This window comes from Providencia sp. SP181, assembly GCF_050446505.1.
Taxonomy (GTDB): Bacteria; Pseudomonadota; Gammaproteobacteria; order Enterobacterales; family Enterobacteriaceae; genus Providencia; species Providencia vermicola.
Genome location: NZ_JBBPXM010000006.1, coordinates 187,407 through 211,800, shown reverse-complemented (window position 1 = coordinate 211,800; position 24,394 = coordinate 187,407). Strand labels below are relative to the sequence as shown.

Sequence of the window (24,394 nt, the reverse complement as noted above, 5' to 3'; positions counted from 1 at the left end):
GGGAAAAATGATGAAAAAAATGACTCGGATCGGAATTGGTGGACCAGTAGGTTCAGGAAAAACAGCAATTATTGAAGTGATCACCCCGATCCTCATTGAAAGAGGTATTAAACCGCTAATCATCACGAATGACATTGTGACGACTGAAGATGCAAAACAAGTAAAACGCACCTTGAAAGGCATTCTTGATGAAGAGAAAATTTTAGGTGTTGAAACAGGGGCATGTCCTCACACTGCAGTACGTGAAGACCCAAGTATGAACATTGCTGCAGTTGAAGATATGGAAGAACGCTTCCCTGATAGCGATGTGATTATGATCGAAAGTGGCGGTGATAATTTAACTTTAACCTTTAGCCCTGCACTTGCTGACTTTTACATCTATGTTATTGATGTAGCTGAAGGTGAAAAAATTCCACGTAAAAATGGTCCAGGTTTAGTTCAAGCCGATATTTTAGTTATCAACAAAATTGACTTAGCGCCTTATGTTGGTGCCAGTCTTGAAGTGATGGAACATGATACCAAAATTGTTCGTGGCGACCGCCCTTATATACTGACTAACTGTAAAACGGGGGAAGGGGTTATTGAGTTGGTTGATATGATCATGGATAAATTCCTCTTTACGCACCAAGTACCAAGGGGGTAAAGATGACGAATTTCAGGGCAGATATAGCAAATACTCCAACGCGTGTTAAAGCTCATATTTTAGGCAGCAATGCACCTGAACTCGCCGCATATCAAGATGAACCGAAGCAAATGCAAAGTGGTGCTGTTGGTAAAAGTGGTTACTTAAAATTAAGGTTTGCTCAAGGAGAGTATCGTAGTGAGCTGGTGGAAATGGAGCGTCGCGTTCCTTCTTTAGTGCAAAAAGCGCTGTATTGGGATGAGTTGATGCCCCATCTACCCTGCGTCACTATGATCTCTACCTCTGGTAGTTTACTGCAAGGTGATAGGCAAGCCCTTGATATTATAGTTGAAAAAGGTGCTTGTGCTCATGTGACAACGCAATCTGCGACCAAGGTTCATATGATGGAAGCCAACTATGCCACACAGTACCAGAATATTATCGTTGAGGAAGATGGGTATTTAGAGTATTTACCCGATCCTATAATTCCTCACCGTAATTCTCGGTTTATTACTGACACGCGGATTAATATTCATCCAAGTGCGACAATGATTTATTCCGAAATACTCATGTCGGGCAGGAAATATCACCACCCAGATGAACAGTTTGGATTTGATGTTTTTTCATCCCATATTCGAGCAGAATCATCGTTCAATAAAGAATTATTTGTTGAGAAATACATTTTAGAGCCAAAAAAATCACCGTTAAATCTTAAAGCGGTTATGGATAGCTTTGATACTTTTGGCAATGTTATTTTACTGACACCTAAAATTCATCATGAGCGTATTTTAGAACGTCTAGATGCGATATATGACCCGAAAAATGAAATTGCTTTTGGTGCAACTCAATTACCGAATGACTGTGGATTAATATTTAAAGCATTGGGGGTTGATAGTCCAAAAGTGAAGGATGCTGTCAGATATTTTTGGCAAATAGCGAGAGAAGAGATATTAGGTATTTCGCTACAAGAACCTTTTTTATGGCGTTAAATGCGGTTTATTACATTAAATGTTTATTATTGCATTTAATACAAAATAGTAATGGTTGTCATAAAGTGACTGAAATAACCGGTTAGGTTATCAAAGTAATTTATTAATATATTATCAGTAGAGTAATTTTTATGATTTCTCTACTGATATTCCTATCAAGGAATTTCATGATGGAAAAAATAATAAATCAGAATGCTTGGAATAAGTTAGCCAGCAAAAATATAGCGATACAATTTATTGATATCGTCTTGCGTGGCTGTGCTCAAGTTATGTTTCAAAATAACGCACTCACCGGACTTCTATTTTTTATTGCCATTTTCATCGGTGCGTTTTTAGAAGGCATGCCGCAAGTCGCTTTAGGTTGTTTGTTAGGTACCATTGTGGCTACACTTACCGCTTATATTAGTAAATTAGATACTGAATCACTGCGCTCGGGGCTTTATGGATACAATGGTTGCTTAGTTGGGGTTGCTCTTCCTACTTTCTTAGAGAATACCCCATTTGTTTGGGTAACAATCGTATTAGGGAGTATCGTTTCTGTTATAGCGACTATCTCTTTAATGGATTTTCTAAAAAACTGGAAAGTTGCAGCATTAACAGCCCCTTTTGTTTTAGTATCATGGATCATTTTACTCGCGAGTTACAATTTCTTAGGTATTGAAGGTGTTGCATTGCCGACCCCCGCATTACCTAAACAACTTATTGAACCCATTGGGTTAATTCCTCATAGCGATCTGGTTGCTGATATTTTCCGTGGTGTCTCGGAAGTATTTTTACTCAGTAGCATGATTGTCGGCATTCTTTTTGTCATTGGTCTTGCGGTTAGCTCTATATGGGCAGCGATATTTGCCGTATTTGGTTCTCTTCTTGCTTTTATTGTTGCAACCCTTTTAAAAGGTGACTTTTCGAGTATTCATACTGGTTTATATTCATTTAGCGCTGTATTAACTGCGATTGCTTTAGGTTCTACCTTTAATAAACCGAGCTATCGAGTGGTCGTTTATGCCATCGTTGGTGTGATATTTACCGTATTTGTTCAAGGGGCACTCGATATTATTCTTGAACCATTTGGTATCCCGACCTTAACGATGCCATTTGTTCTAGCATCATGGCTATTTCTAGTACCGAATCAAGATATTATGCCTAAGCATCGGCAGTAATATTTGCACTAAAACTTTTTGGTATTCAATTATGAAAAAAAATGCAATATATAAATATATTCAAAATATGAGAATGCTACGCTTAGTGCTCTCATTATTAATACTTGTAGATGGGATATTGATTATTATCCCCATCATCTCAACTTATGATTTTCATTTATACCCTCAGCATCTAGGTTTTGTTGATTGGCTACAATCTTTAGGATTAGTTAAGTTATTAGATATTCCAAGATTTGCTATTGGAGTTGTACTCATTATCCTTGCTATTCCTACATATTTAGGCCTGCGGATCGGTTGGTTATTTAGCTGCTTTATGCTGTTTATTATTATGTTAATTAACTTGGTATTAGCAAGGGAAAATGTCCTGACTGGAACTTTTTCACTGATAGTACTGATTATTGCTGTTGCAAATTGGAAAGCATTTAATCGCCATAGCTTATCTGGTGCAGGCTTTGTTGCTTTCATGAGCTTAAGCGTATTATTGGGTTATTCTGTATTTGGAACTTTGTATTTAGGCGAACAATTTCAACCCCATGTTACTGATATTTCATCAGCATTTTACTTTGCTCTGGTATGTATGACGACGGTGGGATTTGGTGACATTATTCCAATTAGCGTTGAGGCAAGACTGTTCACCATTTCGATTGTAATTTTAGGTATTACAATTTTCACAACCTCTATTGTTTATTTTTTAGGGGTATTTGCAAAAAGTACACAGGAAATTGTTAAGAAGAGATTATTCCGTATGAAAAACCACTATATTATTGTTGGCGCAAGCCCCCTAGCTTTAAACACCTACCACGGATTAAGAAAGCGCGACTTAGATGTCATGGTGCTTTGTCATGAAGATCAAAAAAAGAGCTATCCAGATAATGCGCAAGTTATTGTCACAGCGCAAATTAATAAACATACATTAAATAGTGCTAACTTAGATCAGGCAAAAGCGTTATTTATTTTAGGTGACTCTGATTCTGAAAACACCATTTCTATGTTGGCTGCGAAAGAAATTGTTGGTGGAAATATTAAAAGTGTTATTGCTGTAAATGATGACAAAAACTACGAAAACATGCAGCTACTACATGCGGATTTACTCATTTCGCTTTCATCTTTAGGAAGTGAAGTTCTGATTAAAATGATCTTTGGTGAAAACATTAATAACCAAGTGATGGAAAATATTATTTTTTCAAACAACATATTAGAATCATAATATGCTGGAGTCCCAATAGAAAATTGCTGCTGTGGAGTATCTGCAGCTTTATCATTTATACGAAGAAATAAAAATATAGATAAGAGATAGAGAGTTTATTATGGATCTAACCGTTATTATTTTTATTCTAGTGTATGTCGCAATGGCTTTTGGGACTTTCCCTGGGATTAAAATTGACCGTACTGGTGCATCTGTAGCGGGGGCATTGGCCATGATAGGGTTTGGGATTATCTCGCCCAAAGTATCTTGGAATGCAATTGATTACAGTGCGATTGGATTACTATTTGGCTTAATGGTGGTATCTGCATCATTTACAGTATCAGGATTTTATCACCAAGCGGCACAAAAAGTGGCGAGCTTAAATATTAGCCCACCTAAATTAATGGCTGTTTTCATTATTGTTGGCGCACTTCTTGCCTCGGTACTTACAAACGATATTGTTGTGGTGGCGATGACGCCTTTATTGGTTTCCGTTACATTATCTCGTGGTCTTAACCCAATTCCATTTTTACTTGGCTTTTGCTTTGCGGCCAATAACGGTGCCGCAGGTTCTTTAATTGGCAGCCCTAAAAATATGGTTGTGGCACAAGGATTGGATTTATCTTTTATTGGCATACTCAATATTACGGCTATTCCAGTCTTATTTTCAATTCCCATTGTATGGTGTGTGATCACTTTGCTTTACCGTAATCGTTGGTATTTATCTGACGATAAAAAGTCAACATTGTCCAATGGCGAACCTTCGATTATTGAATTCAATTGGTGGGAAACGATAAAAGCCGCTACGGTTTTATTTGCGGTTATTCTCGCTTTTTTATTTAGTGATTTACCTCGTGAGCTTGTTGCATTGTCAGCAGCCTGTTTTTTATTGTTAAACAGAAAAATAGCGTCCAGTGACATGTTAAAGCATGTTGATGGAGACTTAATTCTTTTAATGATGGGGTTATTTATTATTAATACCGCATTTTCTAATACTGGTATCCCTCAGGAGATATTGCATTATCTATTGGGCAAAGGTATCGACCTAAATAGCCCTATTACGTTATTTTTGGTCACCATCGTAATGAGTATTTTTGTAGGGACGACACCAACGGTGATTTTATTGATCCAGTTTGTTTACCCTCATGGCAATGTCGATTTGTTAGGTGCTGCGTTAATTTTAGGGGCCTGTTTTGCGGGTAATATATTTATATTTGGTAGTATTGCAGGGATTATTGCTGTTGAGCAATCCTCTGCGCATGGTATTAAAATATCGTTTTTAGAGTTTACAAAATCAGGCGGTATTATTTCCATTATTTGTATTTTTATTGCTGTTGTTTGGTTATCCATCTATTAGTTTATAGAGAGTTTCAACATGTTAGAAGTCAAAAACTTATGTATAAAGCAAGATAACCGTACATTATGGGATTCACTGTCATTTTCACTGAATAAAAATGAGCGCCTAGGGATTTCAGCACCAAGTGGTTTTGGTAAAACAACATTAGGCCGTGTATTAGCCCAATGGCAAATACCTGCGCAAGGAGATGTGCTATTTAATGGAAAAAAATTGTCTCAAAACGAATATTGCCCTGTTCAGCTCGTTCCTCAACATCCTGAAAAGTGCTTTAACCCTTATCGGACAGTCGGTGAAAGTGTGAAGGATGCTTGGGAGCCTGCTCCATACTACCTTGAACGTTTGTTTATTAAATCAGAGTGGTTGGCTAGAAGACCAAATGAACTGTCGGGCGGAGAGCTTGCTCGAATTGCCTTATTAAGAGCATTAGACCCAAGAACAAAAACCTTAATTGCAGATGAAATCACTGCACAATTAGATGCTCACTTACAGAAAGATATATGGCAGTTTTTAATTCAGCTCTCGGAAGAAAGACCATTATCGATGATTGTTTTTAGCCACAATAAATTCCTATTAGAAAAGGTATGTACATCGATTTGGAATGTAACAATATCAGAGTGAACTATTTTAAATTATCAAAAGTATTCACTGGCTATTTAATTATGCTCATTTAATGACTGTTAATTTTTGATATTCCATTAATGTATTTAATTTAAATTCTAGAAACGATGTTTTTATATCTATGATATCAAATAGAGGATGCTGCAATGGTAGCTATTGATATTTTATTAGTTGGAGCTGGTGGAGGTATTGGTTCACTACTGCGTTGGTGGATTGGTCGCCTAGTGGGCGAGAGTTATCACGGGAAATTTCCATTATCAACGTTCATCATTAATATTTCTGGCGCATTTGTTATTGGTTTTTTAAGCCGTTATTTTTCTATTGATTGGGATGACCGCTATGGGACATTTCTACAATCAGCTATTTTAACAGGGTTACTGGGGGGGTATACAACATTCAGTAGCATGCAGCTTGATGCCTTGAAGTTGACTCAAACTAAACAAAAATTACTCGCACTCTTTTACTTATTAATTTCGGTTTTATTTGGGTTAGCTGCGGCATTTATTGGTGCTTGGTTAGCAAACTAACAGGGGCTAAAAATGAATATTATGATCTTAGTTTTTATTGGTGGTGCAATTGGCGCAATTTCCCGAGAATTACTGATGGTGTCTGTTCCTACCATGAATGATCACTTTCCCCTTGACATATTTATAGCAAATATTCTCGCATCATTATTGCTGGGTATTGTCGCTGGACTATTAATGAGGAAGAAAATAGGCCAAGGGATGAATGCATTTTTTGCCACAGGTGTAATGGGTGGATTATCAACATTTTCTAGTTTTGTCTATGGCGCCGTTGAGATAATGAAGTATCCAGGGGCTTTCTTAGTGGCAGTTAGTTACTTGATTTTAAGTGTCGTTATCGGGTTTGCTGCTATCTATATTGGATACTCAGTGAGTAATAAGCAATATAGTTAAATATGATACTGATATTTTTAAGTTTATAATAGAACAAGGAGCTTTGAAATGAAAATAGCTAAATCAATATGGCATGGAATTACTTCAGAGCCTTATAGATTACAATTGTTTTTTGATTTAATACTTTTGGTATTATCACCTGTGATATTTATCAGCATAATTGGTTTTGACACAAAAACATTAAATATGGATATTTTCACTATTACATTAATTATTTTAGTTTATATTTACATTACACGTTGGTTTAGCAGCTGGTATTGTAATAGAAGTAAAAATAAATAATATGTATGAAAACTTTTATAAGAGTGTAGTTATTTTTTTTGTTATGGTTTTCTTCAATGGCAGTCTAAATATAGAGGAAGCTTCAACATTTACTTAAAGAAGGCTTCCTTATTTTTATTACTATAAATTTTAATTTATGATTTTTCTTTTTTTAGGATCATAAAAATATTTAAAACTAAGCTTGCAAGAATTGCAACAGCACCACCGATAAATGTCTCATATGCTCTTGATATCGGTAGTAAGTAACTTGGGTTATGTAAAAATTGAGTTTCTTCAAGAAGAAGTAGAACAAAAACAGTAATAGAAAATGTTTTTAGTAGATAATTTAAACGGAAAAGTGTTGGCATGAAAAATATGATTAAAGCTAAAACTGCTAAGTAAATATAAGTTTCCTGTGATTTGGTTATGCTAAACATGGCAATAACAAAAACGGCTGCCAATAGACTTCCTAAAAACCTAAGTAAGGTAACCTTTATTATGTGCATTTCTTTTGGATGGAGTAACATAATGAATGTTAGAGGCGCCCAATAAGGTTTATATAAATTTAGATAGTCAGGTATTGAAAGACTTAAAAATAGAAAAAAACTGAATAAGAAAGCGCGTATATATACTTTTTCATCACTATGATATATTTCCTTTGAAAATAATCCATTTTTAAATGCATGACTTTCAAAATTTTTATGTCTAAGTAAGCTAAATGTAAGCAGACTAATAGCAACCCCTGAGATAAAGGCCATCGGCAAGTCAAAGCTAATAGAGTCAAGTGTTGTTCCCATACAAGAAAAGATAATCAAAAATGGAAATGTACGATCTAAGTAATCATCTTTTTTGTAAAATAGGTAATAGCAATAGGAGAGGATAAATAAGTAAATATGAAAATAAATTGTTAGCTTTAGTATAAAACCAATCCCCCCACCAACGATAACTAAACATAATAAAAAAAATACATAAAAAATATTACTACTATCAGGCTTTGTATCATAAACGACATTAGAGAATAGTGTTGTTAAAAGACCAAATGTCCCACCTATGAAGCCAAATAAAGAAAAACAAATAGTTGAATTGACTATGGCAGTAATCAAAAAAACTCCATTATTTCTAAAGCTAATATATTTGTTTTCTTTATTAATATCTTTCATGTTAACTACTCACTCTATCTTTTTTAGTTATTTTCACCATCTATCTTAGTCGAGTTATATCGTAAATTAAAGAATTGTTTTAGTATGTGATAACTCTGAATATACATTGAAAATATAAAATTATTTTTGTTGGCATGTATTTTTTAGAGGTGTTTAAAAGTATTCGAATTATGTTTAAACATATCATAAAAAGATATAGAAAAATAAACGATAGGTTTTATTCATTTCAATTTATATTTATGATGAAATAGACATTTTCCATTGATTCTTTATACGATAAAAAAATGCACATCCAACTAGCCCTAAATAGATAAAAGGTTCAGGTGTGAGTGTTTTGAGTGACAAAATGTAATGGCAAAGTACAAGTAAGAGGGTAGGGTAAAGTAGCATATGGACTCTTTTCCACCATGTACCTAACCAACTACGTATACAGTTTAATGAGCTAATAGCCATCAGAAATAAACATAGCCAAGCGATAGCGCCAATAACTAAATAAACTCGCGAATAAATTTCTTCAAAAAATAACCCCAAATTATTTATACCGATTTCAAGTAACAGATAACTGCTTAAATGTAGAGCTGCCCAAAAAAAACACCAGAGCCCAAGTGCTTTGCGTGTTTGAAACAATGTGGTAAATCGTAATAATTGAGCAATAAGTGGGATGCACGCAATCAGAACTAATAAACGTAACACAGTGATCCCTGTAAAATGTTGTATATCTTTAGTGGGATCGGCGCCAAGTTGCTGGGTATCTATTAAAAAAATTAACCACAACAAAGGGAGTAGAGCAACAAGGTGAATACTCCCTTTGGTTAACCATACTGTTAGTTTATTTTCTTGGGACATTAATAGTATCTCCGCAAGTCCATTCCTTGGTATAAGCTTGCCACTTGGTCGGCATATCCATTAAAGAGCAACGTGGGTTGCCGAGTTACTTGGCCTAAGCCACCTGCACCAATAAAACGTTCAGTTGCTTGTGACCAGCGGGGGTGGTTTACGTGAGGATTTACATTGGCATAAAAACCATATTCGTCTGGTGCAGAAAGGTTCCACGTTGTTTCGGGCATTTGCTCAGTTAGGCGGATTTTCACGATAGACTTAATGCCTTTAAAGCCGTATTTCCAAGGAACGACTAGTCGGATAGGTGCGCCATTTTGGTTGGGTAAGCTTTTTCCATATACGCCAGTGGCCAATAAAGTGAGTGGATTCATTGCTTCATCTAAGCGTAATCCTTCCACATAGGGATAGGCTAACCCGCCACCAACATAACGACTTTTTTGCCCAGGCATTTGTTCGGGGGCGTAACGTGTTTCAAAGGCGACATATTTAGCTTTGCTCGTAGGTTCCACTAGCGCTAATAACTTCGCAAGTGGAAAACCAACCCATGGAATAACCATCGACCACGCTTCTACGCAGCGCATTCGATAAATACGTTCTTCTAAGGGAAACTTAGTGTTGATGTCATCTAAATTGAGAGTCATTGGATGGCTAACTTCACCCTCAATCGTGACAGTCCATTCGTCAGTGACTAATGTATGAGCATTATCGGCGGGATCTGACTTACCGAGTCCAAACTCATAAAAGTTATTATACCCAGTCACTTTATCTTCTGGTGTCAGAATAAGTGATGATTGGTATTCCTGAGGTTGAATAAATATCAGCGATTTTCTAGGCACGGTTGGAGTCGCGGGGGTATCGTCACTAAACCAAGAAAATAAACCTGCATTTGCCGTAGATGCAAGGGTTAATCCTGCGGCTCCGATACCCAAGGCTTTAAGAAGTTGTCGGCGTTTCATAAAAAAAATCGACTCATCTGTGATTTGAGACGTCGGAATTTTTGGTGTTTTTTTCATTGTGCGCTCCAGAGTAATAAGGTGGATTAAATCTGTTATATCAAACGCGCAAAAAATAAAGCTGACAGTAAGATGACAAATTTGTCATCTTACTTGATTGTAGGGAATCGGAGGGTAATTGTACTGGTACCTGAGCAGTGTTCAAAGCTTACTGACCCACCATGCAATTCAACAATTGCTTTAACAATTGCTAATCCTAAACCAGAGCCTTCTGTTGAACGAGCATTATCCCCCCGCCAAAAACGAGTGAAAATTTCTTCATTATCTTGCAGCAGATCGCCTTGGTTAGTGATTTTAATTTCTTGGTGGTTTGGATATGTAGTGATTTCAGTGAGTACGCGAGTTTGTGCGTGAGAAAATTTAATTGCATTTGAGAAAATGTTAATGAAAACTCGAGTGAGTAGTGTAGGGTCAGCATAAAGGGTTAATGACGATGGCTCACATGATAGCTCGATTTGTTTTTCTTGTGCATAGGCGGAAAATAGCTCATACACCTCATCAATAACTTGAAATAAAACGATGTTTTCGCGATTCAACGTAATGTTCTTATTTTCAGCACGGGCAATAAATAGGGTGTTTTGGATCATTTTAGCCAGTTTATCCAACTCTTCGATATTACTGACGATCATCGTTTCATATTCGGCAACACTACGAGGCCGCTGCAATGTAACCTCATTCTGCACACGAATAGCATTAATTGGGGTTCTTAACTCATGGGCTAAGTCATCAGCCAATTGGGTGAGTTTAACAAAATCATGCTTCAATCGTTGGCGCATGGTATTCATTGATTTACCCAGCTCTTTAAGCTCTTGCGGCAACTGCTCAATATCGATAGGGTTCTTTAATGTATAAATATCTGTTTTTGCTGTGATTTTGCTAAGCGATTGAATATCTGACAGTCCTTTTTTCAAGAGCCATATACTGAGTATCCCCATGAGTAATATTGAAAATGCTGAAACCAGCATACTTTGGGTTAAATATTGGGCTAAGATGCCACTGCGGTCGACCGATATTTTGCCGAGAACAACTTGTAAGGGCCCTTGTGGGGAGTTTGAAACGAAATATACGGAGGAAAAGGGGATCCCCTGCGCTGTTTTCCCATGGTTGATAACATTGAGATTTAATTGTTTTTGTGGCACTAATTTGAGTTGTTGGGTATCAAGTTGCGCATTATTTGTCGAAACTAATACGCGCCCAGCGTCATCCGAGATTTGGATAATATCTTGGCGCATATCCATCATGCTTTGGAAATACATGGGAAGCGTTTTGATATCAATACCACTGGAAATTAACTTGGCGAGCTGGTGGGCTCGGTTAATGAGTAAGTTGTTATCTTGTTCAACGAGCTCATTTTTAAGTGAGTGATACAAAACCCACGTCACCATACCTGCATTTACAATCATCAAAGCAATAAATAATGAAATAAGCTTAAAGCGTAGCGATTTTTTTTTCATTTTTCTGGCCTATTTAAGCGATATCCCATACCACGAATCGTTTCGATGAGTTTAACGTCAAAATTATCATCGATTTTCTTTCTTAGCCGGCGAATAGCGACATCAATAACATTGGTATCGCTGTCAAAATCAATCCCCCAAACTTCACTTGCAATTAATGCTCTCGGCAAGATTTCATCACAATGCAGTACAAAAAACAGTAAAAGAGAAAATTCTTGACGGGTTAAGGTGATTTTTATACCACCACGTTCAACTTCATGGCGAGTAAGGTCTATTTTTAAATCCGCAACCGCCATATTTGTAGATGTGGGTTGATGAACTTTTAAGAGATTTTTAACCCGAGCGAGTAATTCTGAGAATGAAAATGGTTTAACGAGATAGTCATTTGCACCGAGCTCTAATCCTTTAATTCGGTCGTCTACTGCATCGCGAGCGGTGAGGCAAATTACAGGAACATTTTTAGATGTCCTTAAAATTTTCAAAATGTCCCAGCCATCCATGCCAGGGAGCATAATATCGAGAATAACTAACTGGTAGTTATTCTCTAAGGCAAAATAGAGACCATCACGGCCATCTTGGGCAGTATCCACAAGAAAACCTGCTTCTTCTAAGCCATTTTTAACCCAATGTTGGGTTTTTGTATGATCTTCAATTAAGAGTATTTTCATGAAATTCGAACGGTAACCTCAATTTGACTTTATTTTATATTAAAGAAACTTAGGTGTGTTTAACAATTAAAAATCATAGGGTCGTGGCTGTGAAGGCGATTTAGAGTGATAATACATTCTATTGTCTGCTCTGATTTTAGACGTATCATGGGCTTTCTATATTAAATATAGGCCTACTTAATAACGTTACTAAGTTAAGTAACATATTGAATATAAGTAATTTATTATGAATAGCACTCCCTCTTTTCAAGATATAATTTATCACTTAATCGGTAGTATCCCTGAAGGCCGAGTCGTGACTTATGGCACGCTGGCCAAAATGGCGGGTTACTCTACTTATGTACGACAAGTATGCCAAGTGATCCGCACGATCCCCGCAGACAGTACTTTGCCGTGCCATCGCATTATAAATGGGCAAGGGAAATTGTCTGTGAAAGGGGAGAGCTATACGCGACATAAAAAAGCACTTATCAGTGAAGGCATTATTTTTGATTCAAATGATAAGATAAAGCTGAAACAATATTTGTGGGAAGGGCTCAGCTAGAAGGGAAATTTCGAACTTCAATTCTCGACCTCACTGATGAATCCTCTCACTATGATTCTAAAACCACATAAATATGATTCTAAAAATCCCCTTTACGCTTAGTGAGCTAAACACTTCATTTTTTAACAGACTAAGATAAGTCTTAAAAAAATATTTAAGATAAAATTAAACCCAAAATACGAGTGGAAAAATTTTATTTCATTAACTTTAGTGGTTAAATTTTAACCTAAATAAACATAGGGCGGGTTAAAAGTATATATTGATATTTTCAATTGTATCAATTTGTAAATATTTAACTAAGTATTTTCACTACCCAAAAGGTAACTCTTTGTTATTCAATGGTTATTTGCTTTAAGTTTCATTTTTTTGTAACAAATGCTTATTTTAATAGGGCGGTGTTTTTTTTTAATAAAAATAGATTTGCACTATCAATTATACAAACTAAATATTCAGACATATAATCATTCTAAATTTAACAAAGTGTCTAAAATTTATTATTTAATATAAAGGTTAAATAAAGATGGCTTATTTTTCTAAAGGGATAAATATAGAAATAGGACAGTATTTGCGAGGGATAAGGAAAGAGCAAAACTTAACAGGAAGCGAACTGGCAAAAAAGTTAAATGTGAGTCAACAACAAATTTCTCGCTATGAAACGGGAAAAACGAAATTAACGTTTGAAATGATGGACACCATCTTAGCACTATTTAATAAGTCATGGCGAGATTTTTTTAATCATGTAATAGATAAGCATGATAACGAAAGATTAAAATGCATTGTAATGAATGAAAAAAACTATTATTCGATCTTAGATAAAGACACAAAAAAAATGTGGCGATAATTTTTGCTCATGACAATTAAGAACAAGGCATGATAAACAGATAATACAAATAAATAAATTTAACTTGTCAAGGTGATAACTTTATTAAAAATAATCATTATATGGATTAATGATTATTTTTATCTAAAGTTGTTATGAACAACTATTATAGCAAAATATAAATCATACAGGATTAAATTAATATGAAATTAAATAAATTTGTAGTCGGCGCAGTATTAGCATCAGGTTTTGCTTCATTTGCAGCTATGGCCGCTTATACAGGTACCCCAACTAACGGTACAATTGAAATTACAGGTGAGCTTGTTAATTCTGCTTGTGGTTTAAGCGAAGAGTCAAGCCCTGTAAAAGTTAATTTTTACCAAATCCCTGTATCAAATTTAAAAAATGGTGAGCGTGCAGGTAATGTTAAAAAAGATATCGTTCTGCAAGGCTGTGATACTACAGTAGCTCAAACTGCAACTGTTACTTACACGCCATCTACAGTAAACCCGAATGATAGCGCATTAGCTGCATTTACTTCAGGAACAGCAAGCGGTGCTGGTATTGGTTTAAGAGATAATGGAAATCAAGATGTTGTATGGGGCCAGGCTTCTACAGCGGTTAACTTAACTAATGGTAAAACAACAATTCCATTTGTTGCATACCTGAAATCAGATAACGCATCTAATGCTGTTACTCCAGGTAACTTCGATTCTACAATTAACTTCCAAATCGATTACCAATAATTTGGAATTAATTTAGTGATTGTATGCGGAGTATTAAATACTCCGCAATACTGAGCCTAGAAATATAATTAAAGCGGTGTTACCCATGATAATTCGAGTTAAAAAAATAGCATTAAGCTCTAGTTTATTATGGCCCTTATTAAGCTGGGGAAGTGCTGTAAATAACACCCCAGGTGATATTGTTATGCAAGGCGAGTTAATTGAGGCTTCTTGTAATATCGATCCTGATAGTCGAGAGCTTTGGATTAATTTCGGGGAAGTGAGTGCACGTGAAATCACGCCTGATGCTAATTTACTTTTAAGTAAAAATTTTAATATAAAGCTAGTCGGTTGTACGCTTCCTTCCGAAGATAAAGGTAGTGCATCAAGAGCTCAAATAACAATGATGGGAAGCACTGTGGACCGCGGTCAGTTACTTCAAGTTAATGGCGATTCAGAAGGTTTTGGTATTCAATTAAAAAATTCTCATGGAGAAATACTAAAATTCAATACAAAGCTACCTGATTATACATTGCTCGAGGGACGAAACAGTTTGGAGTTTACTGCAACTTTAGTCGCTTATCAAAAATACATTAAGGCGGGTGAATTTGCAGGTGTATTGAGATTTAGAATGGATTATTTTTGAATAAATATAAAAATATTTGCGATTTTATTAAGAATCGGATTGGTCTTTTAGAATAGCTAGTGAATTCAGAGTGAATTAAAATGATTATTTTCAGTGGGAATATAAAAAAAATATTTGCAATATATATTGCAATGCTTTGTTACTCACCTAATATGTTAGCTAACGATATTGTTGAATTTAATACAGATGTATTAGATGTCGGGGATCGTAATAATATTGACTTAACTCGCTTTTCAAAAGACAACTTTGTATTTCCTGGTACTTATCTATTAGATGTTTATATTAATGGGCAATCATTATCGCAGCAAAAAGTTACTTATATCATTGACCCTCAGGATAGCGAAAAAACGCTCGTTTGTTTTACGCCTGAACAAATTGATATGCTGGCACTTAAAGAAGATGCATTAAAGAAAATTCAGGCGATCTCACCAGGATGCTCGAATATTTTACCTATATCAGGTGTCAAAATTAATAACTTCGAAGGTAAGCTTGATATCACAATGCCGCAAGCTTGGATGAAGTATTCAGACCCAAGCTGGGTACCGCCTGAGCGTTGGGATACAGGTGTTTCAGGTTTATTGTTCGATTATAACCTAAATGGTTCGATTTCACGTTCTTTAGTCAGGCATACAAGTAGACATTCTTTATCTGCTTATGGCCAAGCTGGAGTGAATTTAGGTGCATGGCGTTTTAGAGCTGATTACCAAGCAAATTACAATGAGCGTGGTGACAGAAAATTCGATTGGAATCAGTTTTATGCATACCGCCCTTTAATTCATATTGCGGCTAAATTAACTCTGGGTGAAATTTATTTAAATTCGCAAATTTTCGATACTATTCGATATACAGGACTTAACTTAGCCAGCGATGAGCGTATGTTACCACCAAATTTAAGGGGATATGCGCCGCAAATTAATGGCATTGCTAAAAGTAATTCAAAGGTGATAGTGAGCCAAGCAGGGCGTGTTGTTTATGAAACGACAGTACCTGCGGGGCCATTTAGTATTCAAGATTTGCAAAGCTCAATTCGAGGAACTTTGGATGTTAGAGTTGAAGGTGATGACGGTGATGTATCCACTTTTCAGATTGATACCGCCAATATCCCTTATTTAACTCGACCTGGTTATGTTCGTTATAACGTCTCAATGGGTAAGCCTTCTCGCTTTAACCATAAGCCAGAAGGGCCAATGTTTGCGACAGGAGATTTCTCTTGGGGGCTGAGTAATAACTGGTCGTTAATTGGAGGGATCTTATTTGCTGGCCGGGATTATACCGCACTTTCAGCAGGGTTAGGCCGTGACTTATCTGTATTCGGAGCTTTGTCTGCGGATGTGACACAATCAGTTAGCCGAATTCCTGGTGAAAATACAGAAACGGGGTCTTCTTTTCGTCTGAGTTATTCAAAATCTTTTGATGAAATAAACAGTACGATCACATTTGCGGGATATCGCTTCTCACAAGATAAGTTCCGCACACTATCACAATATTTAGATGAACGTGAAAACCGTTATTTAGGTATAGGTCGCCAGAAAGAGATGTACACCATCACCGCGAATAAAACGTTTTGGGCAGATGAGCCTGATTGGCGAACAACACTATTTTTAACTTACACGCATCAAACTTTTTGGGATCAAACATCTCAAGATAGGTATGGCTTGTCTGTTGGTCGAACATTCCGATTAATGGGCATCGATGGGGTTTCTACGAATATTGCCGCTTATCGTTCAGATTATCGAGGAAGACGTGACGATAGTGTCTCCCTTTCTGTCTCTGTGCCTGTTGGTGATAGCCGTTGGGCGGGATATGACTTACAAAATAGCGGAAGTAAAACAAGTCATATGTTGTCGTATAGCGATAATAGAGATTTCAATAACTTATGGCGAGTAAGAGCTGGGCGTAGTGGTGATGATCGTGTGCAATTTGACGGTTATTATCAAAAGCGCACTCAACTTGCTGATGTAAATACCAACGTCAGCTATCAAGAAAGACAAACTGCATCCATCAATGGGACATTGCGCGGCGGCTTTACCGCAACAGCCTATGGTGCCGCACTACATAATAGTAGCGCAACAACTGATACAGCCAGGATTATGGTCGATACCAATGGGATTAGTGGTGTGCCATTTAACCATGAAAAAACACGAACAAACTGGGCGGGTATTTCAGTGGTACCAGATATCGTGAGTTATTACAGCTTCGATACCCGTATTGATGTCGATAAGCTAAATAGTGATGTTGATACCAACAAAGCGATCGCAACGTCAACACTGACGGAAGGGGCGATTGGTTACCAGCGATTTGCTGTTGCCCAAGGTGAAAAACTGATTGCCACAATTCGCTTTAATAATACAGTTCCTCCGTTTGGGGCGGATGTGACCAACGCTGACGGTATTAATGTTGCAATGTTGATGGAAGATGGATTGGCGTATTTGATGGCTGTAAATCCTAAAGAAACATTAACGGTCTCTTGGGGTGGGAAAGCGCAATGCAAAATTCAATTACCTGAAAAAATTAATCCTGGTATGTCAGTTTTACTGCCTTGCCAATAATGAAATGACAATCAGAACAAGTTTTTAAATAAGGTATAAAAAATGGCGATTTGTATAAAAAAATGGGTGGGTGGTTTACTGGTAATTATGGCTGGAGTAAGCCAATCATATGCAGGAATATCACTAGATAGAACTCGGTTGATTATTACCGGTGCGGAAACCTCTTCGAGTGCTAATTTATCAAACACCAGTTCAAGTATTCCCTTTTTAGCGCAATCTTGGGTTGAAGATGCAAATGGGAAAAAAATTACATCTCCATTAGTTGTATTACCCCCATTACAGAGAATTAATGGCGGACAAAAAGGTGTTGCTCGAGTCTCAAAAACAGCGGAAATAGATAAACTTCCTCAAGATCGCGAAAGTTTATTTTATTTAAATGTTAGGGAAGTGCCACCAAAGCCAGATAAACCAAATGTTTTACAATTAGCGATGCAATCGCGCATCAAATTATTTTATCGACCAACGGCAATTATTCCCACGTCAAAAAGTGCAATTTGGCAAGACCAAGTGACATTTTATAAGCAAGGAAATAACTGGCGAGCTGAAAACCCGACACCTTATTTTGTCACTATTATTAGTTTAAATAATAAGTTGATTACAGAGGGCGGGAAAAAATTAACGGATTTTCCAGGGGTAATGGTAGCGCCTAAATCTCATCTAGATATTAAGGTTAATGGAGCAGGTGAAAGCTTTACCATGATGTATGTGAACGATTACGGCGGCCATCCAGAACTAAAATACAGCTGTAATGGAAATGTCTGTAAAGCACTACCACCGGAGCAACAGCCACGCTAGGAGTATTCGAATGAAAATTAAATGCTTAGGGTTTGTGTTACTAGGGGTCGGCAGTTTTTCTGCGGTTGCGGAAATGGCTGATGATAAAACCTCGCGTCAAACCTTATTGGATGTACACAGCACTGTGCATTTTCAAGGGAGTGTGTATGCATCGCCTTGCGTTCTTGAATTAAATACTCAGGAACAATATGTTGATTTAGGTGAGGTAAGTGCGCGGTCATTTCATCGTATTGGCGATAGAAGTACACCAGTGACTTTTAGCGTGAGGCTTAAAGATTGCCAGCGTGGTGCATCTAGATCCTTTGTAAATTCGGCGGGAGAAGCAACGCAAAATGGTAAGCGTTATTACCTAACAGGTGAAAGCGCGGTTTCGTTGAGTATTGCGGGGGATTCTGATTTCTATAATTCAGATTTAGTGAGAGTTAGTGGTGGTGTTAAAGGTGCGGGATTGCGTATTTTCAGCCAAGACCATGAGAATTTAATGCTTAACCAACCTAAAGGCTCATGGGTGCTTAAGCCAGGGGATAATAACATTACCTTAAACGCATCTTTAGAAGCAACAAGCCAAGTTGTTTCAGCAGGTAATTTTAGCGGATTAGTTAGGTTAAAACTGGAGTATTTATAACAATGTCTATATCCAACAATAAAATATTAAAAGATATAGTGATCGCGACTAGTTTGGCGGTAGTGGCATTGTTACCTCTGTCAGTATTTGGGTATCCACATGGGGCTGTAATACCCGATGGAGGGACCTATACATTCGAAGCAAGAATGAATAACCAGCTTTTGATAAATGAAAAAGACGCAGAGACGGTATTTAATTTTGATGTTACAGACTGGCCTTATTTTGATATTTATTGTCAAACTTATATGCAGCCTGGTGGGCCAGGTAACAACAATCCCGATTCTGGAATGACCTTTGATTTTATGTCAACAATACCCCAATCAATGCAAAATCCGGGTTATTTGACCTTAAATGAGTATTTCGATGTGAAAGTTGAAATCCAGCTTGGCGGGACGCAGCCTAGGAAAGTGGCTGTTCCGGCATCGAACTTGTGGAATGGGGGGTCTGATCCAATGGAGTGTAGGCCGACGAGTACAAATAGCCGTCCTTATGCAGTAACGCTTCGAACAGGCTCTAGCGGAACAGTAACGTTTAGGTTAAAAAAACCGATTATTAATGGAATTACCATAAACCAAGCAGAATTAGTTCAAGTATTTGCTAAAAAAGGAACCGCGACTAATGGATTAACGTCTTATGCACCAATTCCATCAACACGTGTTGTACTGGCTGCGGGAATTATTACAGTTGCTGATGAATGTACGATAAATGATGGAAATCCAATTAATATTGACTTTAAAGATGTTGCAAATACAAGTGAACAATTAAATGGAATTAATTATGCAGAACCTTTTAATATCCCAGTGAAATGTAGAGGTGGAAGCTTTACGACAGGGGATCTGAACATCAAGTTATCTTTACTCCCAGGTGCTTCAGGTCAAGCCGATTTTAATGCGGATTATTACGGAACATTAAAAAATGGCGTGAAGCGAACAAACCTTGGCATTGTTATTAAAGAGAATTTGACGGGAGCATTAGTTAAACCTAACCAAGCTTATACTGTACCTAATTTTTTTAATAACCAAGGTACTTGGAATTTAACTGCGGCACCAATTGCAGCTCCAGGTAGCACAGTGGACGATGGTGAATTTACAGCGACAGGCACGATCCTCGCTGAATTCCAATGAGGTTAACAATGCAAAATAATAATCAAATATTAAACACAATTTATTTATCGGTATGTTACCTTTTTTTATTTGGTTCAAATCAGGCTGTTGCAGATATTACTCATACTAATATGGGGAGTTATTCTTTTAGGGGTAATGTGATGGTTACACCTTGCCAAATTGCACCAGGTAGTGAAAAGGTGCCAGTAGACTTTAAAGAGGTTTCAGTAAAAGAGCTTTATTCAACAGGAAAATCGAAACCTTTATTATTTTCGATTCATTTAATAAACTGTAATACGTCTGTATTTAACGCGGTAACAGTAACATTTAATGGAATAGAAAACACTAATCTCCCTGATCATTTAGCGATTAATGACAAAAGCGAAGCGAATGGAATCGGGATTGGGCTATTAAATTTAAATGAAACACCGATAGAGTTAAATGTTCCATCATTGGCGCAAAATCTGGCGGATAATAATACTGAGCTTCAATTTAAAGCTTATGTTGAAGCTGAACCAGAAGCTCGAACTAATCAGACTATTACATATGGGCTATTTTATAGCACTGCATATTACACATTAAATTATCAGTGATAAGTAAAATAAATACGATGAGTGTAATAAAAAAATCAAATAATTTATATTTATATAGTCAGAGTAATTGGGTTGTTATCGGTAGTGTGATTGTGTGCTTTGGAATTATATTTCACATCTATCTACCTAATTTAGGTGGGGCAGGATTTTCACTACCATTAAATATCGTTAGTGCCTTTTTTCTGGCTTTATTTTTAGTGGTGGCGATTTTTTTTCAAATAAAAAAGATAAGTATAACTTATTCATTAGCAAGTAATTTTATTTCATTAGGCTTAATTATCTTAATGGTGCTATGTTTTTTTTCGCCTGAGAACTATCGTTACAATGCTTACTTAACAGCTTATTGGTTATTAGGGATATTGATATGTTATCAGGTTTTAGTTCAATTTAATATTTCAAATGTAGTCCGTGAAATTATACTTTATGGAATACTTGTTGCTGCTATTATAGAAAGTATATTGGCGATGCTTCAAGTTTTTAATCTATTGCCATTAATAGGTCTACCTTATCCGCCATTAAATGGAGATAGGCCATATGGTGTATTTCAACAGGTTAATGTTTTTTCTAGTTTCATTTGCGTAGGAATAGCAAGTGCAGTAAGTTTGTTGATCAAAATAAAGAATGCTAAATGGTATTTAGTTGGCTTTATTGCTACTGCTTTGCTTTTAATGAGTGCAACAGTACCTTTGTCTCAATCATTAACAGGTTATTTAAATTTAATTTTAATTTTTATTGTTTTTTATTTAATTGCAAAGTATCATCGTAAGAAAATTTTATTTTTATTTCTGGTTGTTATTCTTGGTTTAATAATTGGCTATGGAATTAAGAATGGTCTTAATATTATAGATGCGACTGAAAGTAAATTAAATACATCACGAATTCGATGGGTTTTATGGCAGCATAGTTTATATCTTTTCAGCGAAAAACCATTATTGGGATGGGGCGTAGGAAGTTTTGAGTCAGTATTTTTAGAGCGATTTGGTGGTGGTTTACTAGAGACTAATGAAAGAATAATGTCACATCCACATAATGAAATATTACGTTGGATGGTCGAAGGTGGTTTTGTTGGGCTTATTGCGACAGTTTTAATTATTATCGGTGGTGTAGCTTTATTGCTATCTACATTTAAAAATAAAAATGAAAATTACATTTATTGGGTAGCGGCTTTGCCTATCATATTCCATATGATGACAGAATTTCCTTTGTGGTTATCGATACCTCATGGGATAGTTTTAATATTGTTATTACGCTGTGCTGATTCACCAAATAAAAAATATAAACTAAATAAGATGGTGAACTACTTTTCAAAAGGAATTATTATATTTGGCTCAGCCTTGTCAGTCATTCTGTTATACATGACATTACAAGCACAACAATATTTAACCTATATAGAAAAAACGGGACAGCAAATGTTGTTATCAATAGAAAAGCCTCTTTACCATAATTGGAACTATTTATTGATGTATGACCGTTATCAGTTTGATTTGAATATGGGGTATTTATTGCGCTATAACGAAACGCAGGATATTAAGTACCTTAATTTATTTAATGATTGGGCCATGGACGCATCAAATTCATCTCCTGACATTAATGTTTATATTTCTTGGATTCTGGTTTTAAATGAGCTAGGTGAAAAGGATAAAGCAAGAGACGTTAGATATAAGGCGAGTTATTTGTTTGGCGAAAATGAAAGGTTAAATCAATTGAATTTTTAGTTGGTTATTATTGTTCTTCTTTTCTAAAAATAAAAAATTCTAAAGAATTTGTTGGTGAAAAATCATCAACAGATATGTGTTTTATTAATTAATATTTATCTTAAAAGGAAATAACATGAAAACATTAAATGCTATCGAAGCTGCTGCTGTAGTTGGTGGAACTAAACAAGTTTGTACTGATTCTTATGAAAGTATCATTGTTGGTGGTGTTTCATCTTGTAAATTAATTACAACTTGTACTGACAAGCATGGAAATAAAACATACAAAGCTAAAAATGTTGACGCTGCAAACTGTTCAGGTGCTGTTAAACCATAAGATTTAATTTAACTACCTTTAATTAATACATGGGGATGGACCCCCATGTATATTTTACTTTAAATTGGAACGGCTGTTATGAATATGCATTTTAAACCAATAACCATCACAATTTACACAATATTCGTTGCTGTGATTTCTTCACTCATGACGGTTTTGTTCTACCATATTTTCATCTTTAATACTTTTTCAAATAGTAACTTAGATGATTCTTCTTTTGTCGAGTTTAATACTGCACAAGTTTTATCAAGCCCAATAAAGGAAGATAATAGCATCATAGAAATATTTTCTTATGGTTGTCATTATTGTGCGTTAAGCAATGACAATATGGCCAAATTTGAAAAGGAGCTTCCAGAGGGTGTTACGTTTAAAGCCATTCATTTAGCAATGGATAATAGCGTAGGGCTTGCTGCATACGCGCCTATTTTTGCAACCCTTGAAGAAATGGGGGTAGAAGCCGAATTACGTCAGGCACTTTATAACTCAGTTATCAACGAAAAACTGGACTTAACCAAGAAAGATATTTTAGATGTATGGTTAAAGCAGCATGACATTGACTCAGTAAAATATCATGAAATTAGCCAAACCAGCGCAGTTAAAGAACGTATTAAATATATGGCTGATATTACCCAGTATTACCAAATCACAGGCACCCCTGCATTTATTATTAATAAACGATATGTAGTTTATCAAGATCGTGATTTCCCTGAATTTTCAGCTTATATGTTGGAATTATTGGAAAAAAGCAATAAGGCGTCACAGTGATCCGGTTTTTAATTGTTTGGACGGTGTTCAGTGTAAAAAGCTGCTTAATACCGTTTAAAAAAGGATATGAAAATCTCAGCCACTATGGAATCTCTTCTTTTCGCTTTCTTTTGCGTCGAGGTTATATTGTCCCAGTTCTGCTAATCGCTAAACTGGGTTGCCGAATTGGGGTATTCGGTCGTAAATACCGTAATCAAAACAAAGTTGCAACGCAAAATTATCGCAGTTTAGTGGAGACGAATGGCAACGTCGATGCGAGATGGGCCGCAGTACAGCGCTTTATTTTGGAAGAAGCGGCTACATGGGGGCAAAACCGCCAAATTATGGCGCAATTACAAGCCTGTATTCTTGCCCTTGATAGTGTTGTTGCACCTTTGCATCAGCAAAAAAAACCGATTGTTTTGGCGCCATTACATATGGTTTCTGATGTGCTGGCTACGATAGTCGGCTCTGGAGTTACTCCAGGCAACGCTACGGTAGTGGTTTCATCCAGTGCGGAGCAACAAAAATACAATGCCTCTGCCCGTGAATTAGGCCAAGTAAATTTGTCGTATTGTTCAATTCATCAAGACAATAAGTCATTAGCGACTCAATTAATGACTTTAATGACAGAAACTGCGACGGGCCAAAAAAATATGATTGTATTTCCAGATATCACGCCAGATTACACCATTCAAACTGAAGAAGGGATGTCGAGTAAATTATCGTGTCAGTTATTTGGTCGAGCAGCGAAATTACATAATGGGGTTGTACGTTTATCTAATGCGATTTCAGCGCAGGTCATTTTTTATCATCTGTATTATCAAAATGGCTTAAAAATCAAGATATATCCACCTATTGCTGCAAAGGATGTTGCAGCTCAAATGCCCGTTATTATCGAAAATTCAATTCGCGAATATCCCAATGACTGGCTTTTATGGCATAGCCATTCACTTTATTTTATTAGTCACTAA

General features: G+C 36.3%; 27 protein-coding genes. 22 read left to right on the top strand and 5 right to left on the bottom strand.

Going from position 1 to position 24,394, the window contains the following annotated elements; genetic code table 11:
- Positions 1 to 10: 10 nt before the first annotated feature.
- The 9 genes from ureG to AABS66_RS12460 all read left to right on the top strand — a co-directional run bounded on the left by ureG (position 11) and on the right by AABS66_RS12460 (position 7,131).
- On the top strand, positions 11 to 643 hold the full coding sequence (gene ureG, locus AABS66_RS12500) for an urease accessory protein UreG (protein WP_225819749.1): 633 nt from the start codon (positions 11 to 13) through the stop codon (positions 641 to 643).
- A gap of 2 nt (positions 644 to 645) precedes the next feature.
- The gene (locus AABS66_RS12495; protein WP_206082857.1) at positions 646 to 1,611 is read left to right on the top strand and encodes an urease accessory protein UreD; all 966 of its coding nucleotides are present in this window, start codon (positions 646 to 648) and stop codon (positions 1,609 to 1,611) included.
- A gap of 167 nt (positions 1,612 to 1,778) precedes the next feature.
- A complete protein-coding gene (yut, locus tag AABS66_RS12490) occupies positions 1,779 to 2,771 on the top strand; it encodes an urea transporter (protein ID WP_206082856.1) in 993 nt (330 codons plus the stop codon).
- Positions 2,772 to 2,802: 31 nt separating this feature from the next.
- The gene (locus AABS66_RS12485) at positions 2,803 to 3,978 is read left to right on the top strand and encodes an ion channel (protein ID WP_206082855.1); all 1,176 of its coding nucleotides are present in this window, start codon (positions 2,803 to 2,805) and stop codon (positions 3,976 to 3,978) included.
- A 100-nt stretch (positions 3,979 to 4,078) separates the two neighbouring features.
- Positions 4,079 to 5,314: an SLC13 family permease gene (locus AABS66_RS12480; RefSeq protein ID WP_272539050.1), complete on the top strand. Its 1,236-nt coding sequence runs from the start codon at positions 4,079 to 4,081 to the stop codon at positions 5,312 to 5,314.
- Between the two features lie 18 nt (positions 5,315 to 5,332).
- Complete coding sequence (locus tag AABS66_RS12475) at positions 5,333 to 5,932, top strand: ATP-binding cassette domain-containing protein (protein ID WP_430224986.1); 600 nt, start codon at positions 5,333 to 5,335, stop codon at positions 5,930 to 5,932.
- 146 nt (positions 5,933 to 6,078) lie between these two features.
- Entirely contained in the window at positions 6,079 to 6,459 is a 381-nt protein-coding gene (gene crcB, locus AABS66_RS12470; RefSeq protein ID WP_206082852.1) for a fluoride efflux transporter CrcB, read from the top strand.
- A gap of 12 nt (positions 6,460 to 6,471) precedes the next feature.
- Complete coding sequence (locus AABS66_RS12465; protein ID WP_272539051.1) at positions 6,472 to 6,849, top strand: CrcB family protein; 378 nt, start codon at positions 6,472 to 6,474, stop codon at positions 6,847 to 6,849.
- 48 nt (positions 6,850 to 6,897) lie between these two features.
- Positions 6,898 to 7,131, top strand: coding sequence for a hypothetical protein (locus tag AABS66_RS12460; RefSeq protein WP_430224985.1), 234 nt, complete (start codon positions 6,898 to 6,900; stop codon positions 7,129 to 7,131).
- Positions 7,132 to 7,265: 134 nt separating this feature from the next.
- Here AABS66_RS12460 and AABS66_RS12455 read toward each other — a convergent pair whose 3' ends face one another.
- The 5 genes from AABS66_RS12455 to AABS66_RS12435 all read right to left on the bottom strand — a co-directional run bounded on the left by AABS66_RS12455 (position 7,266) and on the right by AABS66_RS12435 (position 12,245).
- Positions 7,266 to 8,270, bottom strand: coding sequence for an FUSC family protein (locus AABS66_RS12455; protein ID WP_430224984.1), 1,005 nt, complete (start codon positions 8,268 to 8,270; stop codon positions 7,266 to 7,268).
- Between the two features lie 237 nt (positions 8,271 to 8,507).
- Entirely contained in the window at positions 8,508 to 9,116 is a 609-nt protein-coding gene (locus tag AABS66_RS12450; RefSeq protein ID WP_206082848.1) for a sulfite oxidase heme-binding subunit YedZ, read from the bottom strand.
- A complete protein-coding gene (msrP, locus tag AABS66_RS12445; protein WP_206082847.1) occupies positions 9,116 to 10,123 on the bottom strand; it encodes a protein-methionine-sulfoxide reductase catalytic subunit MsrP in 1,008 nt (335 codons plus the stop codon). Before msrP ends, AABS66_RS12450 begins: the two co-directional genes overlap by 1 nt.
- 89 nt (positions 10,124 to 10,212) lie before the next feature.
- On the bottom strand, positions 10,213 to 11,577 hold the full coding sequence (locus AABS66_RS12440; RefSeq protein ID WP_430224983.1) for a heavy metal sensor histidine kinase: 1,365 nt from the start codon (positions 11,575 to 11,577) through the stop codon (positions 10,213 to 10,215).
- On the bottom strand, positions 11,574 to 12,245 hold the full coding sequence (locus AABS66_RS12435) for a heavy metal response regulator transcription factor (RefSeq protein WP_206082845.1): 672 nt from the start codon (positions 12,243 to 12,245) through the stop codon (positions 11,574 to 11,576). The genes AABS66_RS12440 and AABS66_RS12435 overlap by 4 nt, the downstream gene beginning before the upstream one ends.
- 226 nt (positions 12,246 to 12,471) lie before the next feature.
- Here AABS66_RS12435 and AABS66_RS12430 point away from each other — a divergent pair, with 226 nt between their 5' ends.
- The 13 genes from AABS66_RS12430 to AABS66_RS12370 all read left to right on the top strand — a co-directional run bounded on the left by AABS66_RS12430 (position 12,472) and on the right by AABS66_RS12370 (position 24,394).
- Complete coding sequence (locus AABS66_RS12430) at positions 12,472 to 12,789, top strand: MGMT family protein (protein WP_206082844.1); 318 nt, start codon at positions 12,472 to 12,474, stop codon at positions 12,787 to 12,789.
- Positions 12,790 to 13,309: 520 nt separating this feature from the next.
- Entirely contained in the window at positions 13,310 to 13,630 is a 321-nt protein-coding gene (locus AABS66_RS12425) for a helix-turn-helix domain-containing protein (RefSeq protein WP_206082843.1), read from the top strand.
- A gap of 182 nt (positions 13,631 to 13,812) precedes the next feature.
- The gene (locus tag AABS66_RS12420; protein ID WP_206082842.1) at positions 13,813 to 14,355 is read left to right on the top strand and encodes a fimbrial protein; all 543 of its coding nucleotides are present in this window, start codon (positions 13,813 to 13,815) and stop codon (positions 14,353 to 14,355) included.
- An 85-nt stretch (positions 14,356 to 14,440) separates the two neighbouring features.
- The gene (locus AABS66_RS12415) at positions 14,441 to 14,980 is read left to right on the top strand and encodes a fimbrial protein (RefSeq protein ID WP_206082841.1); all 540 of its coding nucleotides are present in this window, start codon (positions 14,441 to 14,443) and stop codon (positions 14,978 to 14,980) included.
- Positions 14,981 to 15,060: 80 nt separating this feature from the next.
- Complete coding sequence (locus AABS66_RS12410) at positions 15,061 to 17,529, top strand: fimbria/pilus outer membrane usher protein (RefSeq protein WP_371007061.1); 2,469 nt, start codon at positions 15,061 to 15,063, stop codon at positions 17,527 to 17,529.
- Between the two features lie 87 nt (positions 17,530 to 17,616).
- Positions 17,617 to 18,324 (top strand): fimbrial biogenesis chaperone, encoded by a 708-nt coding sequence (locus AABS66_RS12405; RefSeq protein WP_371007075.1) that lies wholly within the window; start codon positions 17,617 to 17,619, stop codon positions 18,322 to 18,324.
- A gap of 10 nt (positions 18,325 to 18,334) precedes the next feature.
- Positions 18,335 to 18,949, top strand: a complete 615-nt coding sequence (locus tag AABS66_RS12400; protein ID WP_206082838.1) for a fimbrial protein — start codon at positions 18,335 to 18,337, stop codon at positions 18,947 to 18,949.
- 2 nt (positions 18,950 to 18,951) lie between these two features.
- Positions 18,952 to 20,073: a fimbrial protein gene (locus tag AABS66_RS12395; protein WP_349415668.1), complete on the top strand. Its 1,122-nt coding sequence runs from the start codon at positions 18,952 to 18,954 to the stop codon at positions 20,071 to 20,073.
- Positions 20,074 to 20,081: 8 nt separating this feature from the next.
- Positions 20,082 to 20,645 carry a fimbrial protein gene (locus AABS66_RS12390; RefSeq protein ID WP_430224982.1) on the top strand — a complete coding sequence of 188 codons (564 nt, stop codon included), beginning with the start codon at positions 20,082 to 20,084 and terminating at the stop codon, positions 20,643 to 20,645.
- Between the two features lie 17 nt (positions 20,646 to 20,662).
- On the top strand, positions 20,663 to 22,360 hold the full coding sequence (locus AABS66_RS12385) for an O-antigen ligase family protein (protein ID WP_430224981.1): 1,698 nt from the start codon (positions 20,663 to 20,665) through the stop codon (positions 22,358 to 22,360).
- A gap of 115 nt (positions 22,361 to 22,475) precedes the next feature.
- A complete protein-coding gene (locus AABS66_RS12380; protein WP_206082834.1) occupies positions 22,476 to 22,676 on the top strand; it encodes a DUF4762 family protein in 201 nt (66 codons plus the stop codon).
- 78 nt (positions 22,677 to 22,754) lie between these two features.
- The gene (locus tag AABS66_RS12375; protein WP_206082833.1) at positions 22,755 to 23,441 is read left to right on the top strand and encodes a DsbA family protein; all 687 of its coding nucleotides are present in this window, start codon (positions 22,755 to 22,757) and stop codon (positions 23,439 to 23,441) included.
- Positions 23,438 to 24,394, top strand: coding sequence for an ABC transporter (locus tag AABS66_RS12370; protein WP_430224980.1), 957 nt, complete (start codon positions 23,438 to 23,440; stop codon positions 24,392 to 24,394). The genes AABS66_RS12375 and AABS66_RS12370 overlap by 4 nt, the downstream gene beginning before the upstream one ends.

Coding starts and splice junctions, on each gene's coding strand:
- AABS66_RS12430 (WP_206082844.1), top strand. CDS start 12,472: ATGAATAGCACTCCCTCTTTTCAAGATATAATTTATCACTTAATCGGT.
- AABS66_RS12390 (WP_430224982.1), top strand. CDS start 20,082: ATGCAAAATAATAATCAAATATTAAACACAATTTATTTATCGGTATGT.
- AABS66_RS12385 (WP_430224981.1), top strand. CDS start 20,663: ATGAGTGTAATAAAAAAATCAAATAATTTATATTTATATAGTCAGAGT.
- AABS66_RS12405 (WP_371007075.1), top strand. CDS start 17,617: ATGGCTGGAGTAAGCCAATCATATGCAGGAATATCACTAGATAGAACT.
- AABS66_RS12420 (WP_206082842.1), top strand. CDS start 13,813: ATGAAATTAAATAAATTTGTAGTCGGCGCAGTATTAGCATCAGGTTTT.
- AABS66_RS12495 (WP_206082857.1), top strand. CDS start 646: ATGACGAATTTCAGGGCAGATATAGCAAATACTCCAACGCGTGTTAAA.
- AABS66_RS12485 (WP_206082855.1), top strand. CDS start 2,803: ATGAAAAAAAATGCAATATATAAATATATTCAAAATATGAGAATGCTA.
- AABS66_RS12480 (WP_272539050.1), top strand. CDS start 4,079: ATGGATCTAACCGTTATTATTTTTATTCTAGTGTATGTCGCAATGGCT.
- AABS66_RS12410 (WP_371007061.1), top strand. CDS start 15,061: ATGATTATTTTCAGTGGGAATATAAAAAAAATATTTGCAATATATATT.
- AABS66_RS12460 (WP_430224985.1), top strand. CDS start 6,898: ATGAAAATAGCTAAATCAATATGGCATGGAATTACTTCAGAGCCTTAT.
- AABS66_RS12400 (WP_206082838.1), top strand. CDS start 18,335: ATGAAAATTAAATGCTTAGGGTTTGTGTTACTAGGGGTCGGCAGTTTT.
- ureG (WP_225819749.1), top strand. CDS start 11: ATGAAAAAAATGACTCGGATCGGAATTGGTGGACCAGTAGGTTCAGGA.
- AABS66_RS12435 (WP_206082845.1), bottom strand. CDS start 12,245: ATGAAAATACTCTTAATTGAAGATCATACAAAAACCCAACATTGGGTT.
- msrP (WP_206082847.1), bottom strand. CDS start 10,123: ATGAAAAAAACACCAAAAATTCCGACGTCTCAAATCACAGATGAGTCG.
- yut (WP_206082856.1), top strand. CDS start 1,779: ATGATGGAAAAAATAATAAATCAGAATGCTTGGAATAAGTTAGCCAGC.
- crcB (WP_206082852.1), top strand. CDS start 6,079: ATGGTAGCTATTGATATTTTATTAGTTGGAGCTGGTGGAGGTATTGGT.
- AABS66_RS12415 (WP_206082841.1), top strand. CDS start 14,441: ATGATAATTCGAGTTAAAAAAATAGCATTAAGCTCTAGTTTATTATGG.
- AABS66_RS12425 (WP_206082843.1), top strand. CDS start 13,310: ATGGCTTATTTTTCTAAAGGGATAAATATAGAAATAGGACAGTATTTG.
- AABS66_RS12455 (WP_430224984.1), bottom strand. CDS start 8,270: ATGAAAGATATTAATAAAGAAAACAAATATATTAGCTTTAGAAATAAT.
- AABS66_RS12440 (WP_430224983.1), bottom strand. CDS start 11,577: ATGAAAAAAAAATCGCTACGCTTTAAGCTTATTTCATTATTTATTGCT.
- AABS66_RS12395 (WP_349415668.1), top strand. CDS start 18,952: ATGTCTATATCCAACAATAAAATATTAAAAGATATAGTGATCGCGACT.
- AABS66_RS12380 (WP_206082834.1), top strand. CDS start 22,476: ATGAAAACATTAAATGCTATCGAAGCTGCTGCTGTAGTTGGTGGAACT.
- AABS66_RS12465 (WP_272539051.1), top strand. CDS start 6,472: ATGAATATTATGATCTTAGTTTTTATTGGTGGTGCAATTGGCGCAATT.
- AABS66_RS12450 (WP_206082848.1), bottom strand. CDS start 9,116: ATGTCCCAAGAAAATAAACTAACAGTATGGTTAACCAAAGGGAGTATT.
- AABS66_RS12375 (WP_206082833.1), top strand. CDS start 22,755: ATGAATATGCATTTTAAACCAATAACCATCACAATTTACACAATATTC.
- AABS66_RS12475 (WP_430224986.1), top strand. CDS start 5,333: ATGTTAGAAGTCAAAAACTTATGTATAAAGCAAGATAACCGTACATTA.